General features: G+C 54.9%; 15 protein-coding genes. 3 read left to right on the plus strand and 12 right to left on the minus strand.

Annotated features, from left to right (window positions below; all coding sequences use genetic code 11):
- Positions 1-2 precede the first annotated feature (2 nt).
- A complete protein-coding gene (gene cysG / locus M987_RS03900) occupies positions 3-1,376 on the plus strand; it encodes a siroheme synthase CysG (RefSeq protein WP_014072095.1) in 1,374 nt (457 codons plus the stop codon).
- Positions 1,377-1,519: 143 nt separating this feature from the next.
- Positions 1,520-1,690, plus strand: coding sequence for a YhfL family protein (locus tag M987_RS03905; protein WP_014072096.1), 171 nt, complete (start codon positions 1,520-1,522; stop codon positions 1,688-1,690).
- A gap of 144 nt (positions 1,691-1,834) precedes the next feature.
- On the opposite strand, the gene trpS is transcribed toward M987_RS03905, so the two are convergent.
- From trpS to pilM, 12 genes are all read right to left on the minus strand, one after another.
- Positions 1,835-2,839: a tryptophan--tRNA ligase gene (gene trpS, locus M987_RS03910; protein WP_014072097.1), complete on the minus strand. Its 1,005-nt coding sequence runs from the start codon at positions 2,837-2,839 to the stop codon at positions 1,835-1,837.
- On the minus strand, positions 2,832-3,593 hold the full coding sequence (gph, locus tag M987_RS03915) for a phosphoglycolate phosphatase (protein ID WP_014072098.1): 762 nt from the start codon (positions 3,591-3,593) through the stop codon (positions 2,832-2,834). The genes trpS and gph overlap by 8 nt, the downstream gene beginning before the upstream one ends.
- Positions 3,586-4,263 carry a ribulose-phosphate 3-epimerase gene (gene rpe / locus M987_RS03920; protein ID WP_014072099.1) on the minus strand — a complete coding sequence of 226 codons (678 nt, stop codon included), beginning with the start codon at positions 4,261-4,263 and terminating at the stop codon, positions 3,586-3,588. The genes gph and rpe overlap by 8 nt, the downstream gene beginning before the upstream one ends.
- A 41-nt stretch (positions 4,264-4,304) precedes the next feature.
- Positions 4,305-5,117: an adenine-specific DNA-methyltransferase gene (dam, locus tag M987_RS03925; protein WP_014072100.1), complete on the minus strand. Its 813-nt coding sequence runs from the start codon at positions 5,115-5,117 to the stop codon at positions 4,305-4,307.
- Positions 5,118-5,184: 67 nt separating this feature from the next.
- On the minus strand, positions 5,185-6,492 hold the full coding sequence (gene damX / locus M987_RS03930) for a cell division protein DamX (protein ID WP_014072101.1): 1,308 nt from the start codon (positions 6,490-6,492) through the stop codon (positions 5,185-5,187).
- A gap of 92 nt (positions 6,493-6,584) precedes the next feature.
- Positions 6,585-7,673: a 3-dehydroquinate synthase gene (aroB, locus tag M987_RS03935; protein WP_014072102.1), complete on the minus strand. Its 1,089-nt coding sequence runs from the start codon at positions 7,671-7,673 to the stop codon at positions 6,585-6,587.
- A 57-nt stretch (positions 7,674-7,730) separates the two neighbouring features.
- Positions 7,731-8,252, minus strand: coding sequence for a shikimate kinase AroK (aroK, locus tag M987_RS03940; protein ID WP_010436374.1), 522 nt, complete (start codon positions 8,250-8,252; stop codon positions 7,731-7,733).
- A gap of 286 nt (positions 8,253-8,538) precedes the next feature.
- Complete coding sequence (gene hofQ / locus M987_RS03950) at positions 8,539-9,777, minus strand: DNA uptake porin HofQ (protein WP_041162141.1); 1,239 nt, start codon at positions 9,775-9,777, stop codon at positions 8,539-8,541.
- A complete protein-coding gene (locus tag M987_RS03955; protein ID WP_014072104.1) occupies positions 9,689-10,093 on the minus strand; it encodes a HofP DNA utilization family protein in 405 nt (134 codons plus the stop codon). Before M987_RS03955 ends, hofQ begins: the two co-directional genes overlap by 89 nt.
- Positions 10,083-10,469 (minus strand): HofO family protein, encoded by a 387-nt coding sequence (locus M987_RS24430; protein ID WP_014072105.1) that lies wholly within the window; start codon positions 10,467-10,469, stop codon positions 10,083-10,085. Before M987_RS24430 ends, M987_RS03955 begins: the two co-directional genes overlap by 11 nt.
- A gap of 78 nt (positions 10,470-10,547) precedes the next feature.
- On the minus strand, positions 10,548-11,045 hold the full coding sequence (locus M987_RS03965) for a PilN domain-containing protein (RefSeq protein ID WP_014072106.1): 498 nt from the start codon (positions 11,043-11,045) through the stop codon (positions 10,548-10,550).
- The gene (pilM, locus tag M987_RS03970; protein ID WP_014072107.1) at positions 11,042-11,821 is read right to left on the minus strand and encodes a pilus assembly protein PilM; all 780 of its coding nucleotides are present in this window, start codon (positions 11,819-11,821) and stop codon (positions 11,042-11,044) included. Before pilM ends, M987_RS03965 begins: the two co-directional genes overlap by 4 nt.
- Positions 11,822-11,941: 120 nt before the next feature.
- On the opposite strand from pilM, the gene mrcA reads away from it, so the two are divergent.
- Complete coding sequence (mrcA, locus tag M987_RS03975; protein ID WP_014072108.1) at positions 11,942-14,494, plus strand: peptidoglycan glycosyltransferase/peptidoglycan DD-transpeptidase MrcA; 2,553 nt, start codon at positions 11,942-11,944, stop codon at positions 14,492-14,494.
- Positions 14,495-14,536 lie beyond the last annotated feature (42 nt).

Raw genomic sequence — 14,536 nt, forward strand, 5'->3', positions numbered from 1 at the left:
TCGTGGATCACCTGCCTATTTTCTGTCAATTACGCAATCGCGACTGCCTGCTTGTAGGTGGTGGCGATGTGGCTGAACGCAAAGCGCGCTTGCTGTTAGAGGCAGGTGCACGACTGACCGTCAACGCCCTCTCCTTCGCTCCGCAGTTTGAAGCCTGGGCGCAGGAAGGGATGCTCACACTGATGCAGGGTGAGTTCAACGAATCCTTGCTCGATACCTGCTGGCTGACCATTGCCGCAACCGACAACGACGACGTTAACCAGCGCGTCAGCGATGCCTGCGAGACGCGTCGTATTTTCTGTAACGTGGTGGATGCGCCGAAAGAAGCCAGCTTTATCATGCCGTCGATTATCGACCGTTCGCCGCTGATGGTGGCGGTATCGTCCGGCGGGACATCTCCGGTACTGGCTCGCCTGCTGCGAGAAAAGCTGGAATCGATCCTGCCTCAGCATCTCGGCCAGGTGGCGCATTATGCGGGCCAGCTGCGCTCACAGGTGAAGAAAACCTTCGCCACCGTCGGCGAGCGCCGTCGCTTCTGGGAAAAATTCTTTGTGAATGACAGGCTGGCGCAATCGCTGGCGAATCAGGATCAGAAAGCCGTTGAAGAGATAACCGGAAAGCTGCTCAGCGAACCGCTGGATAATCGCGGTGAAGTGGTGCTGGTGGGCGCAGGGCCAGGCGATGCCGGGTTGTTGACGCTTAAGGGTTTGCAGCAGATCCAGCAGGCAGACATCGTGGTTTACGACCGTCTGGTCTCCGATGACATTTTGAACCTGGTGCGTCGCGATGCTGACCGCGTATTCGTGGGTAAACGCGCGGGTTACCACTGCGTTCCACAGGAAGAGATCAACCAGATCCTGCTACGTGAAGCGCAAAAAGGCAAACGCGTGGTGCGCCTGAAAGGCGGCGATCCGTTTATCTTTGGTCGCGGCGGCGAGGAGCTTGAAACCCTGTGTAATGCGGGCATTCCGTTCTCTGTCGTGCCCGGGATCACCGCAGCCTCCGGCTGTTCGGCCTACTCCGGCATTCCGTTGACCCATCGCGACTACGCGCAAAGCGTACGTCTGGTGACGGGCCACCTGAAAACCGGCAGCGAGCTGGACTGGCACAACCTGGCGGCCGAAAAGCAGACGCTGGTGTTTTATATGGGGCTGAACCAGGCCGCAACCATTCAGGCGAAATTGCTGGAGCACGGAATGCAGGAAAATATGCCGGTTGCCCTGGTGGAAAATGGTACGTCGATTAAACAGCGTGTGGTGAACGGCGTATTAACGCAGTTAGGTGAGCTGGCGCAGCAGGTAGAAAGCCCGGCGCTGATTGTGGTGGGTCGCGTGGTTGAACTGCGCGAAAAACTGAACTGGTTCTCTAACCACTAACGCATAACATCCCTTCTTCGGGTAGTCCTTAACCGGACTACTCGCATCTTGCCGCCGCCGCTAACATACCGCCCCGAAGTGGAACTTTTCCATTTATTCCCTCGTGTTACATAAAAAATTTCGTTTTTAGACAAGGAATGCGTATGTTCAAACTGGCAAAGGCAGCCGTTCTGGTCGCCGTGTTATCGACTCTTACAGCCTGTACGGGTCATGTTGAAAACACCAAAAATAACTGTAGCTACGATTACCTGCTGCACCCGGCGATCTCCATTTCGAAGATCATCGGTGGTTGCGGCCCGGCGGCACAGCAGTAAGCGTTTTTCAGGCATAAAAAAACCGGGAAATCCCGGTTTTTTAGTTTTGGAGAGTGTAGTTTTTAGTCGGGTGGCGGCTTCGCCTTACCCGACCTACACGATCTCGTAGGCCGGGTAAGCGTTAGCGCCACCCGGCAAGCAGACTCACGGCTTACCCACAAACCCAATCGCTTCGTATACTGCTTTCAGGGTTTCGGATGCGCGCGCGCTGGCTTTATCCGCGCCGTCTTTCATCACTTTTTGCAGGAACGCTTCGTCGTTGCGGTAGCGGTTATAACGCTCCTGCAACTCGGTCAGCATCCCGGAAACTGCGTCCGCCACTTCGCCTTTCAGGTGGCCATACATTTTGCCTTCGAAGTGCTGCTCCAGCTCAGGGATCGTACGACCCGTCACGCCAGAGAGGATATCCAGCAGGTTGGAAACGCCCGCTTTGTTCTGCACGTCGTAACGAACTACTGGCGGCTCATCAGAGTCGGTGACCGCGCGCTTGAGCTTTTTGACCACTGATTTCGGGTCTTCCAGCAGGCCGATAACATTGTTGCGGTTATCGTCAGACTTGGACATCTTCTTGGTTGGCTCCAGCAGCGACATCACGCGCGCACCGGATTTCGGAATAAACGGCTCAGGCACTTTGAACACATCGCCATAAATGGCGTTGAAACGCTGGGCGATATCGCGGCTCAGCTCCAGGTGCTGCTTCTGGTCTTCGCCAACAGGAACCTGGTTGGTCTGGTACAGCAGAATGTCTGCCGCCATCAGTACCGGGTAATCAAACAGACCGGCGTTGATGTTTTCAGAATAGCGTGCGGATTTGTCCTTGAACTGGGTCATACGGCTCAGCTCACCGAAATAGGTGTAGCAGTTCAGCGCCCAGCCCAGCTGCGCGTGCTCTGGCACATGAGACTGAACGAAGATGGTGCTTTTCTCTGGATCAATACCACATGCCAGATAGAGCGCAAGTGTATCGAGGGTGGCTTTACGCAGCTTCTCAGGATCCTGACGCGCAGTAATGGCATGAAGATCCACGATGCAATAGATGCAATGGTAGTCATCCTGCATGTTGACCCACTGACGCAGCGCACCCATGTAGTTACCAATGGTCAATTCACCTGACGGCTGTGCGCCACTAAAAACGATGGGCTTAGTCATTTTTCAATTCCTGATTTTCACTGTGCGAGAGCCCGAGTGCGGGCAATATATCTTTGAAGTGATCGAACACCACGTCCGGCTCACTTAGCGTGATGGCTTCACCGTAGTTGTAGCCATAGGTTAATCCCACGGAAGGACAGCCTGCCGCTCTGGCAGCAAGAATATCATTGCGTGAATCACCGACAAAGAGCAGCTGGTCAGGCGTTAAGGATAATTTTCCTGCCACCAACAATAGCGGTTCAGGATGTGGCTTTTTGTTCTGCACATCATCGCCACCCACAATCACGGAAAAATACTTCGCGATATCCAGCGCTTCCAGCAGCGGTGCAACGAACGGCGTAGGTTTGTTTGTCACCAGCCCCAGCGGAATGCCCTGCGCGTGGAGGGTGCTCAGCGTTTCAGCCACATCCGGGAACAGGAAGCTCCCTTCTTCAACCGTTTCTTCATAGAAGCGGTCGAACAGTTTACGCAGAATGCGCTGCTGCTCTTCCTGCGGGATGTCCGCATGGTCAACACCGGGTTTCCCCTGTGCAGCACGCTGTACCGCGCGCTCCTGGCGCGCCCAGGTCAGGGCGCGTTCCATCAGCACATCGGCGCCGTTACCAATCCACGTCACCACACGCTCTTCGCCCGCAACGGGCAGTTCAAGCGCATACAGCGCCTGATCGACAGCGCTACTTAAGCCCGGCGCGCTGTCCACCAGCGTGCCGTCGAGGTCAAATGCTACACCCCGGGTTGCCTGCAATTTATCCATGACTTACCTTTGCCAGTTCACGGCGCATTTCATCAATGACTTTCTTGTAATCCGGTTGGTCGAAGATTGCAGAGCCCGCGACGAACATATCTGCACCCGCAGCCGCAATCTCACCAATGTTATTCACCTTAACACCACCGTCCACTTCCAGACGAATGTCATAGCCCGACTCATCAATACGGCGGCGCACTTCACGCAGTTTATCCAGCGTATGAGGAATAAACGACTGACCACCAAAGCCCGGGTTAACGGACATCAGTAAGATCACGTCCAGCTTATCCATGACGTAATCGAGATAAGTCAGCGGTGTCGCCGGGTTAAAGACCAGGCCCGCTTTACAGCCGTTCTCTTTGATCAATTGCAGCGTGCGGTCGACGTGCTCGGAAGCTTCAGGGTGGAAAGTGATGATGCTGGCCCCCGCAGCGGCAAAATCGGGAACAAGGCGATCGACCGGTTTAACCATCAGATGCACGTCAATCGGCGCGGTAATACCATAATTCCGCAGCGCTTTCAGGACCATCGGGCCGATGGTCAGATTGGGAACATAGTGGTTATCCATAACGTCGAAATGGACGACATCCGCACCCGCAGCAAGCGCTTTGGCGGTGTCCTCACCCAGGCGGGCAAAATCGGCCGACAGAATTGAGGGGGCAATCAAAAACTGTTTCATCCGCATCTCCTTGAAATGTGTTTACCGGCAGGCAAAACGGCTCAGGGTCGATAAAGAGCCAGCAGTTCGTCCACCTTTTTACGTGTGCCGCCGTTGCTGCTAATACTGCGTCGTACCTTAACCTGGAATTGCTTCGCGGCTTTGTACCATTCGCGTGTATCCGGCGTATCGTGATTCGAAATTAACACTGGAATTCTTTTACTGACCAGCTTTTCTGCCATCTCCGCCAGACGCGCCTGCTCAGCCGGGCTGAAGCTGTTGGTGTGATAAGCAGTGAAGTTTGCCGTCGCAGAAAGTGGCGCGTAAGGCGGGTCACAATAGACCACCGAATTCGCGTCAGCCTGCTCCATACACTCTTCATAGGAGAGGCAATAAAACTCCGCGTTCTGCGCTTTTTCAGCAAAGTGGTACAGCTCAACCTGCGGGAAATAAGGGCGCTTATAGCGGCCAAACGGCACGTTAAATTCACCGCGCAGGTTATACCGGCACAGGCCATTGTAGCCATGACGGTTGAGGTACAGGAACAACAACGCGCGGCGGAACGGATCCTGGCTTTGATTAAACTCTGCGCGAAGTTGATAGTAAATGTCTGGATTGTTGTGCTCTGGGGTAAACAGCTTACGCGCCTCGTCCACGTACTCATCGGTACGCAGTTTGACGATGGTGTAGAGGCTGATGAGGTCGCTGTTAATATCCGCCAGAATATAACGAGAAAAATCGGTATTCAGGAATACCGATCCGGCGCCCACGAAGGGCTCGATAAGACACTCGCCTTTCGGCAGGTGTTTTTTAATATCGTCGAGCAGGGGGTATTTCCCCCCTGCCCATTTAAGAAAAGCGCGATTTTTTTTCATGCTGACTAACTGATTACACCTTCTCCGGCTGTGGAGAAAGCTCCGACAGCATCCTGCGCTTTACACATTACTTAAGATCGGCCTGAACCTGATGAATCGGCTTCGCCCACGGGTTTTTCGCCTGAACATCAGCAGGCAGTGAGGCTACGGCGCGTTTTGCTTCGTCTTTAGACGCGTAAACACCGCTTACCAGCACGTACCACGGTTGCCCGTTGCGGGTCGTCTGATAAACCACGTAGTTTTTCAGATTCGACTTCTTCGCCCAACCGCTGAGGTTGTCATAGTTAGACGAACTGCTCAGTTGCAGCGTGTAGTTGTTGGCAGGTGCTGACTTCAGGGAACCAACATTACCTGCCGTTTTGCCTGTCGCTGCACTGGACGCCGTCGCTGTTGCTGTTGCACTCGCTGCTGGTGCCGGAGTCGCTGCTGGCGCGGTTGTGGTCGCCGTTGCTTTCGGTGTTGCAGCCACAGGTGCTTTTACAGGTTCGCTGACAGCGGCTGTTTCAGTACGTTTTGGCTGTGTGACAACTTTTGATTCTGGCGCTTTTACAACAGCCTGCGGTTTGGCTTCACGCTTCGGCTCAAATACAGCCTGTTTACGTTCCTGATGCGTTGCCGTTTGCGTCTGACGCGGCTTCGTTTCCGTTGCAGCGGTTTGTGGCTGTGCATTACCACCACGAATCGGCGCCACAGTTGCAGGTTCAGTTGGCAGCGTAGAGTTCGCCACAACGTTGTTCACCTGTTCCTGATTCTGAGGCTGTGTCAGTGCATTGTTCAGATCGCCCTGAACTTCTACACGCTGCTGGCCTTCTGGCGTAGCAGGTGCCTGACCCTGAGTCGGGGTAGAAGAGACTGGTGGCAGAGAAACATCCTGCGGAGTCGTTGTGTTTGCGGCGGTCTGCTCTGTAGAGGTTGCGCCCGGCGCTGGTTGCGCACCATTCGCCTGATTTGACGCATCATTATCAGACAGGTTGATGCTCTTCTCAGTCGACGCGGTCTGTGAATTTGAGTCAGTTGATGGCGCTTTTAGCGCGGAACCGATGCCGACAATCAGCAGCAACAGAACCAGAACGCCCAGGCCCATCATGATGTACTGGCGGGAAGCCGGTTTGCTTGCCGCAGCTTTTTTACGTTTACGCGGGCGACGCTCTACCGGCTCTTCGTCCATTGAATCTTCTTCGGGCTCATAATCCTCTTCTTCTCGCTCATCACGCGCGTTACGGCTGCGTGAAGGGCGACGATCGTCTGCATCCAGATCAACATCGTCAAAGTTGATCTGCGGCTCGTTATCACGTTCTGAAGATTGACGAGAACGACCAGTACGACGATCGCTGGGATCGGGTTTCAGCTCGTCTTCTGGTTTGAATTCATCCATTTAACACCCCACTCAAAGGCTTATGCCAACGACTTTGCATTTCACCTGAAGCTAAACGACCACCTTTGACAGTGGCCTGACCTTTCTAATTGTTACGCTTGCTGACAATCAGCGATAGCGCCAAGAACAACATCGTGCGGCACTCCGCCGCGCACTTCACTCTTCCCTATTGCAAGTGGGAGTACCAGACGCATCTCACCTGCCAATACTTTTTTATCGCGCATCATGTGGGGTAAATACGCTTGTGCAGACATTTCCTGCGGCCCGGTTACCGGCAAGCCGGCGCGCTCAAGCAGCGTAATAATGCGCTGAGTCTCTTCCGGTTTGAACTGACCGAGACGTTCAGAGGTGCGAGCAGCCATCACCATACCGGCTGCAACCGCCTCGCCGTGAAGCCAGTTGCCATATCCCATTTCGGCTTCAATAGCGTGACCAAACGTATGCCCCAGATTCAGTAAAGCACGTAAGCCGGTTTCACGCTCGTCTGCGGCAACAACTTCCGCTTTCAGCTCACAACAACGGCGGATGCAATAGGCCAGAGCAGCCCCATCCAGACGCAGCAGGGCATCCATATTCTCTTCAAGCCAGGTGAAGAACTCGCCGTCGAGAATGATGCCGTATTTGATCACTTCAGCAAGGCCAGACGCCAGCTCACGTTTGGGCAGCGTTGACAGGCAATCGAGATCCACTACGACCGATGCCGGCTGATAGAACGCGCCGATCATGTTTTTGCCGAGTGGATGGTTAACTGCCGTTTTGCCGCCAACAGAAGAGTCGACCTGTGACAACAACGTGGTTGGGATCTGAATAAAGCGTACGCCGCGTTGGTAACTTGCGGCGGCAAAACCTGTCAGATCGCCAACAACACCGCCGCCAAGAGCAAGCAGTGTCGTATCGCGACCATGAGGTTTTTGCAGTAATGCGGTAAAGACGGTATCCAGTACCGTCAGGCTCTTATACTGCTCGCCATCGGGCAGAATCACACTGTCGACCTTCACGCCCGCCTGTTCAAGCAGGTGGCGTACACGGTCGAGATAAAGCGGAGCCAGAGTCTCATTGGTGACCAGCATCGCCTGATCACCCGCTTTCAGTGGTAAGAAGGAAGCTGGGTCGTTAAACAAACCAGCCGCGATGGTGATAGGGTAACTACGTTCCCCGAGAGTAACTGTAATCCTCTCCATGACGCGACATCCACCTTAAATGCTTTTACCCGCAGGCGAGTGTATATAAAGCCAGAATCAGTTGCTTTCCAGCATATGAATAATCTGGTTTGCAACCACTTTAGCGCTCTGATCGTCAGTACGAATGGTCACATCAGCAATCTCTTCGTACAGAGGATTGCGTTCACCGGCCAGGGCTTCCAGAACTTCGCGTGGCGGCGTTTCAACTTGCAGCAACGGGCGCTTTTTATCGCGCTGCGTACGTGCCAGCTGTTTTTCAATGGTCGTCTCAAGATAGACCACAACGCCACGGGCGGAGAGACGGTTGCGGGTTTCGCGAGATTTAACAGAACCGCCGCCTGTCGCCAGAACGATGCCCTGTTTTTCCGTGAGTTCGTTGATCACTTTTTCTTCTCGGTCACGGAAACCTTCTTCGCCTTCTACGTCGAAGACCCAGCCCACATCAGCTCCGGTTCGTTTCTCAATCTCTTGATCAGAATCGTAAAATTCCATATTGAGTTGTTGAGCTAACTGACGCCCAATAGTGCTTTTGCCGGCACCCATAGGCCCAACCAGAAAGATATTGCGTTTCTCTGCCATTTTTTCGGTACTACTAAGACTATTCGTTAATGGTAATCCCCGCTTCGCAGACACCCAGCGTAGCAGGACATGAACTGAAACCTCATATGCAATAGAGCGAGAGTCAGACTAAAAATTATCTCAATACTACGGCTTGTTTGGCAACTGATTAAATCGCCGCACCAGACGCATAAGGCAACAAGACGCAAGTCAAACTCAAATCGGTACTCCTTGTATGCTAATTCATGCCCCACGTCAAACATCTGCAACAAACTGAATGCAAAATCATTGCGGGGATCGTTTCCCATTAGTGAATACCTACCAGACGTGGCGTAATAAACACCACTAACTCACGTCGTTCATTGTCCTTACCGTCATGGCGAAAAAACTGCCCAAACCAGGGGATTTTTCCAAGACCGGGCACACTATCACTCCCCATTTTATTCTTTTGCGAGAAAATACCGCCCAGCGTCAGCGTTTCTCCGCTTTTTACCTCCACCTGTGTTTCAATCTCCTGCTTATCAATCGCCAGCGTTTCGCCATTCTCCTGCTGCAATACCTGCCCCGGCATGTTTTCACTGATGTGCAATTTAAGCCGCACTCGACCACCGGGTAACACGACGGGGGTGACTTCCATGCCTAATACTGCCTCTTTGAACTCCACGGAGGTGGCACCGCTTTCTCCGCTGGACACCTGATAAGGGATTTCACTGCCCTGCTTAATGCTGGCCGGTTGCATATGTGATGCAAGCAATCGCGGGCTGGCGATAATCTCAACCTGTTGCTTTTGCTCCAGAGCCGACAGCTCAAGATCCAGCAACCTGCCGTTAATCCGCCCGATGTTAAACCCCACATGTGTTGTGGCCTGGGATACGGAAAGATCGGCACTCAGTGTCGTCGCTTGCCCAACGCTGCCCGCGCCAGTGGACTCTGCAAGATTCCATTTAACCCCTAGCTCACGCAGGCTTTTTTCGGTGATTGTCACAATATGCGCGGCCAGCTCTACCTGTTCGACGGGCATATCCATCTGTTCAGCCCAGAGCTGTAGCGAATCCAGCACGGCCTGGTTGTCACGTGCCAGCAGGCGGTTGGTGCGTTTGTCCACTGCCAAACTGCCCTTTGTGCTGAGGAGTTTTTCAGCCGCCTTTTGCAGCTCCCCGGCATCTGCATACGAAAGGGAAATACTGCGTGATAACAGCGGGGCATCAAGCTGCCGCTTGATCTGTTCCTGCTCCTTACGCGCCTCTTGCTCGCGCTGCCAGGCCGCGGTGTGGACATAAAAAATCCCCCGCTCTTCCCGTAAGATAAGCCCGGCACTGGTGACAACGGTGTTAAGCGCTTGCCGCCAGGGAACGCGCGTCAGATTCAGCGACAGCGTACCGCTCACATCGGGTGACACCACAAGATTACGTTCCTCCTGCGCGGCCAGGGCCTGTAGCACCTGCACCACAGGAACATCATCGACGACCAGATTGACCGGCTTTGGGGTGCCCGCCCACACCGGATGGCTGAGTATCATCAGCAAGAGCATTATCCTGATTTTCATTTTTTCCCGTTCCTTCTCGTTGCCACTGCCATTGCTTTGGCTCGCACGCATCGCCCAGCACAATGACCAGTTCCTTTTCGTCTATGGCGATCACCCGCCATCCCACCGGCAGGCGATCATCTGCCCTGACCCGATGCCAACGTTTTTGCCCATCCTGCAAAATGCCAATGCTGCTGATACCGCTGACTACCCCCAGATATCGCCACTGCGCTAACTGCCCCACCGCACAGCGATCTTCTGGCGGATGAAAAGGATCGCGCATCCCGGTTAACATCAGCAGGGAACACAGAAGCAGAAAACGCACGTTACTCCGCATGATGTCGCTCCAGCTGGATGTTCAGGCGAAGCTGCGCCCCTTGTGGGGTCATGTCGAAGGCCGCCACATTGACGTCCCGCAGCGCCAGCCGGGAAAACACGTCAGGGATCTGCGCCCAGTCAGCATCGAGCGTCAACTCGCCCCCATTCTGCGTGGGCTTCCAGTGAACCAGCTTCGTACCATCGTGTTGAAAATCCAGAGGGGAAAAGCCCTGCCGTATTTGCGCGCTACTCTGTTCTGCCACAGGTGAATAGCGCATGGCCGTTGTCCAGAGGGCTGCGCGGGTTCGCAGGGTATTGGCAAGCTGAGCATTCAGTGCCACCTGCCGGGAATGCAGCGGCTTCACCCCAGCGCCCCAGGCGACAAGCGCTAACATGACGGCCCCTGAACACCCCAGGAGCACCCGTAGCCACACAGGGTACGCACACCAGCGTTCATAAAAGATGTGCACGGGCTACCCCTGGCTGACCAGCCTGAAAGTGAACATCCACCGCCCCTGGTTATCCTGTTGCAACTCACCAGCGGCCCCCGGGCTCATCCCCTTCACCTTCTTCAACGCCTCCTCCATCGCGCTGAGTGCCGGAAGCGATGCGGCATAGCCTGTCAGCGTCAGAGAAGGCGGTTGATAACGTAGCTGGGTTAGCCATGCCTGAGGCGGGATCTCCAGTGCCAGTGACAGCAGTACCGGCTGCCACGGTATATTTGCGGAGGGTTGCACAGACGCCTGTGGCATTTGTAAGTCCTGCTTCTGACGCGCTTCGAGCACATGCTCCACAGCAGACATACCGGCTATGTTCTGCTGTAGCGCGCGGATGCCGATAAGGTGATACGCCCGCAGCCAGAGCGTGGCGGCCAATACCACCAGCAACCAGCCCGCCAACAGGATGCTCCAGAGCCGAATGCATCGCGTCTGCCGTTGTTGTCTCCAGGGCAGGAGATTCACCCTGTTCATAGGGGCATCTCATTCATGGCCAGCGCCAGTGCTACGGTAAATTCAGCGCCACATTCAGGCAGCGGAGGCTGGCAGCGTGATACGGCTTCCCACGGGTCACGAGCCAGGGCATCAAACAGGGCGATATCGTCGGGGGAAAGCGCCAGCAATGCGGCCAGTTCAGCCACATTTGCTGCCTCCTGGCGTAAACGTCGTCCCCACTGGTGGCGCATGGCCCACAGCCATTGATGTTCATCGCGCCAGGCAACACACTGAGCAGGTGCAGCCGAAGGAAGCAGGCTGACCAGCGCCCCGGCATCAGGCGTCACGGCGGCGACTCGCAGGCGCAGGGTGGTCGCCAGCGACAGAAGGGTTGCGACCTCTTTGGTTTGTGCCGCAGTCACCTGGAAGGTGCTGCTGAAAGTATCCTGTGCATAATCAAAGCATAACGAATCCGGGGGCATCTCAAGTTCACGCGCCAGCGCAGAGCTCACCCAGGTGGCCTGCTCACTGTCACGCAGCGCAATAGCCGGACGAGGAAGCGTCTTTTGCAGGGTCCGGGCCGCAGGGAAAGCAAGATAGACTCGATGATAAAGCGGCAGCATTCTGCGCCAGTCGCGCAGTGCCGCAACCAGTTGTTCTGGCTTAATAATTTGTCCGTCACGTAGAATATCGTCCGCCAGCGGGATAGCCCACCAACGGCGCAAGCTCCAGGTTGATTTCTCCTTCGTCAGCGCAACAATCCGCACCTTATCTTGTTGAATATGAACGCCCGTATGCCATGTTTTGAAAGCCATATTTCACGATCTCCTTATCGACCATCAGGTTGACGGCTATATCAATGCATCAGGCTTGCCTTTATACTACCGCGCGATTGTTTATAAACTGCCCAAGTGAAACCAAATGGGAAATCTCCGGTGAAGTTCGTAAAGTATTTATTGATCCTTGCAGCCTGTTGCATTCTGCTGGGAGCAGGCTCGATTTATGGTTTGTACAAGTACATTGAGCCGCAGCTACCTGATGTCGCCACGCTTCGCGATGTTCGACTCCAGATCCCTATGCAGGTCTATAGCGCCGATGGCGAGTTGATGGCGCAATACGGCGAAAAGCGTCGTATCCCGCTGACCTTAAAACAAATCCCACCTGTTATGGTGAAAGCCTTTATTGCGACCGAGGACAGCCGTTTTTACGAGCACCACGGTGTCGATCCGGTGGGGATTTTCCGTGCGGCAAGCGTTGCGTTGTTCTCAGGCCATGCGTCTCAGGGGGCAAGTACCATTACGCAGCAGCTGGCGCGTAACTTCTTCCTCAGCCCTGAAAAGACGCTGATGCGTAAGATCAAAGAGGTGTTCCTCGCGATCCGCATTGAGCAGCTGCTGAGCAAAGATGAGATCCTTGAGCTTTACCTGAACAAGATCTATCTGGGCTACCGCGCTTACGGCGTGGGTGCTGCTGCACAGGTGTACTTCGGTAAACCGGTTGATCAGCTCACGCTGAGCGAAATGGCCACGATTGCTGGCCTGCCAAAAGCGCCGTCCACGTTCAACCCGCTCTACTCTCTTGACCGTGCCACTGCGCGCCGTAACGTCGTGCTGTCACGTATGCTGAGCGAAGGCTACATCAGCCAGAACGAGTACGATCAGGCGCGTAACGACGTGATCGACGCCAACTACCACGCGCCGGAAATTGCGTTCTCTGCGCCATATCTCACGGAAATGGTTCGTCAGGATATGGTGAGCCGCTACGGTGAGAACGCTTATGAAGATGGCTATCGCGTTTACACCACGATCACCCGAAAAGTGCAGCAGGCGGCACAGGACGCGGTGCGCAATAACGTGATGGACTACGACATGCGCCACGGCTATCGCGGCCCGTCAAACGTGCTGTGGAAAGTGGGCGAAAGCGCATGGGACAGCAAAAAAATTACCCATTCGCTGAAAGCACTGCCAACGTATGGTCCGTTGCTGCCGGCCGTAGTCACTCAGGCCGATCCACAGGAAGCCGTAGTCATGCTGGCAGACGGTACATCGGTATCCCTGCGCATGGACGGCGTTCGCTGGGCGCGCCCATACCGCTCTGACACCCTGCAAGGCGCAACACCACGCAAAGTGACCGATGCCATTCAGACCGGGGAGCAAATCTGGGTTCGCAAGGTTGGCGATGCCTGGTGGCTGGCGCAGGTGCCAGACGTGAACTCCGCGCTGGTATCCATCAACCCGCAAAACGGCGCAGTAATGGCGCTGGTCGGTGGGTTCGATTTCAACCAGAGCAAATTTAACCGCGCCACCCAGGCGCTGCGTCAGGTGGGTTCTAACATCAAGCCATTCCTGTATACCGCAGCGATGGACAAAGGGCTGACGCTCGCCAGTATCCTCAACGATGTGCCAATTTCTCGCTGGGATGCAGGCGCTGGCTCTGACTGGCAGCCGAAGAACTCCCCGGCGGAATATGCAGGACCGATTCGTCTTCGTCAGGGTCTGGGGCAGTCGAAAAACGTGGTAATGGTCCGTGCGATGCGTGCGATGGGCGTTGATTATGCAGCGGAATACCTGCAACGCTTCGGCTTCCCTGCGCAGAACATCGTGCATACCGAATCGCTGGCGTTAGGCTCTGCATCCTTTACCCCGCTTCAGGTGGCTCGCGGCTATTCAGTCATGGCAAACGGTGGGTTCCTGGTCGATCCGTATTACATCAGTAAAATCGAGAACGATCAGGGCGGCGTGCTGTTCGAAGCGAAGCCAAAAATTGCCTGTGCCGAGTGCGATATTCCGGTGATTTACGGTGACACGCCTAAATCCAATGTGCTTGAGAACAAGGACATGGAAGACGTTGCGATTTCTCAGGAGCAGCAGAATTCCACCGTGCCACAGCCTCAACTGGAGCAGGCGAATCAGGCACTGGTTGCGCAAAGTGGTGCGCAAGAGTACGCCCCACACGTGATCAACACGCCGCTGTCGTTCCTGATTAAGAGCGCGCTGAATACCAATATCTTTGGTGAACCAGGCTGGCAGGGTACGGGCTGGCGTGCCGGACGTGATTTGCAGCGTCACGACATTGGCGGCAAAACAGGGACCACCAACAGCTCGAAAGATGCCTGGTTCTCAGGCTATGGCCCGGGCGTGGTCACATCGGTCTGGATCGGCTTTGACGATCACCGCCGCGATTTAGGTCGCACAACAGCCTCAGGTGCCATCAAAGATCAAATCTCCGGTTATGAAGGTGGCGCGAAGAGTGCGCAACCGGCATGGGATGCTTACATGAAATCCGTGCTGGATGGCGTGCCGGAACAGCCGTTAAGCCCGCCTCCTGGCGTGGTGACGGTAAATATCGACCGAAGCACCGGGCAGCTCGCCAATGGCGGTAACAGCCGTGAAGAGTATTTCATCGAAGGCACACAGCCAACCACACAGGCGGTGCATGAGGTGGGTACAGAAATGATTGATAACGGCGAAACGCACGAGCTGTTTTAACGATACAAATGCCTGGTGAAAATCGGGCACAAAATAAAAGGC

The organism is Enterobacter soli ATCC BAA-2102, from assembly GCF_001654845.1.
GTDB lineage: Bacteria > Pseudomonadota > Gammaproteobacteria > Enterobacterales > Enterobacteriaceae > Enterobacter > Enterobacter soli.

Excerpts from the sequence above, each read along its gene's own strand:
- aroB (WP_014072102.1), bottom strand. The coding sequence starts at position 7,673 with ATGGAGAGGATTACAGTTACTCTCGGGGAACGTAGTTACCCTATCACC.
- M987_RS24430 (WP_014072105.1), bottom strand. The coding sequence starts at position 10,469 with ATGTTAGCGCTTGTCGCCTGGGGCGCTGGGGTGAAGCCGCTGCATTCC.
- M987_RS03965 (WP_014072106.1), bottom strand. The coding sequence starts at position 11,045 with ATGAACAGGGTGAATCTCCTGCCCTGGAGACAACAACGGCAGACGCGA.
- M987_RS03905 (WP_014072096.1), top strand. The coding sequence starts at position 1,520 with ATGTTCAAACTGGCAAAGGCAGCCGTTCTGGTCGCCGTGTTATCGACT.
- M987_RS03955 (WP_014072104.1), bottom strand. The coding sequence starts at position 10,093 with ATGCGGAGTAACGTGCGTTTTCTGCTTCTGTGTTCCCTGCTGATGTTA.
- gph (WP_014072098.1), bottom strand. The coding sequence starts at position 3,593 with ATGGATAAATTGCAGGCAACCCGGGGTGTAGCATTTGACCTCGACGGC.
- hofQ (WP_041162141.1), bottom strand. The coding sequence starts at position 9,777 with ATGAAAATCAGGATAATGCTCTTGCTGATGATACTCAGCCATCCGGTG.
- pilM (WP_014072107.1), bottom strand. The coding sequence starts at position 11,821 with ATGGCTTTCAAAACATGGCATACGGGCGTTCATATTCAACAAGATAAG.
- damX (WP_014072101.1), bottom strand. The coding sequence starts at position 6,492 with ATGGATGAATTCAAACCAGAAGACGAGCTGAAACCCGATCCCAGCGAT.
- dam (WP_014072100.1), bottom strand. The coding sequence starts at position 5,117 with ATGAAAAAAAATCGCGCTTTTCTTAAATGGGCAGGGGGGAAATACCCC.
- trpS (WP_014072097.1), bottom strand. The coding sequence starts at position 2,839 with ATGACTAAGCCCATCGTTTTTAGTGGCGCACAGCCGTCAGGTGAATTG.
- rpe (WP_014072099.1), bottom strand. The coding sequence starts at position 4,263 with ATGAAACAGTTTTTGATTGCCCCCTCAATTCTGTCGGCCGATTTTGCC.
- aroK (WP_010436374.1), bottom strand. The coding sequence starts at position 8,252 with ATGGCAGAGAAACGCAATATCTTTCTGGTTGGGCCTATGGGTGCCGGC.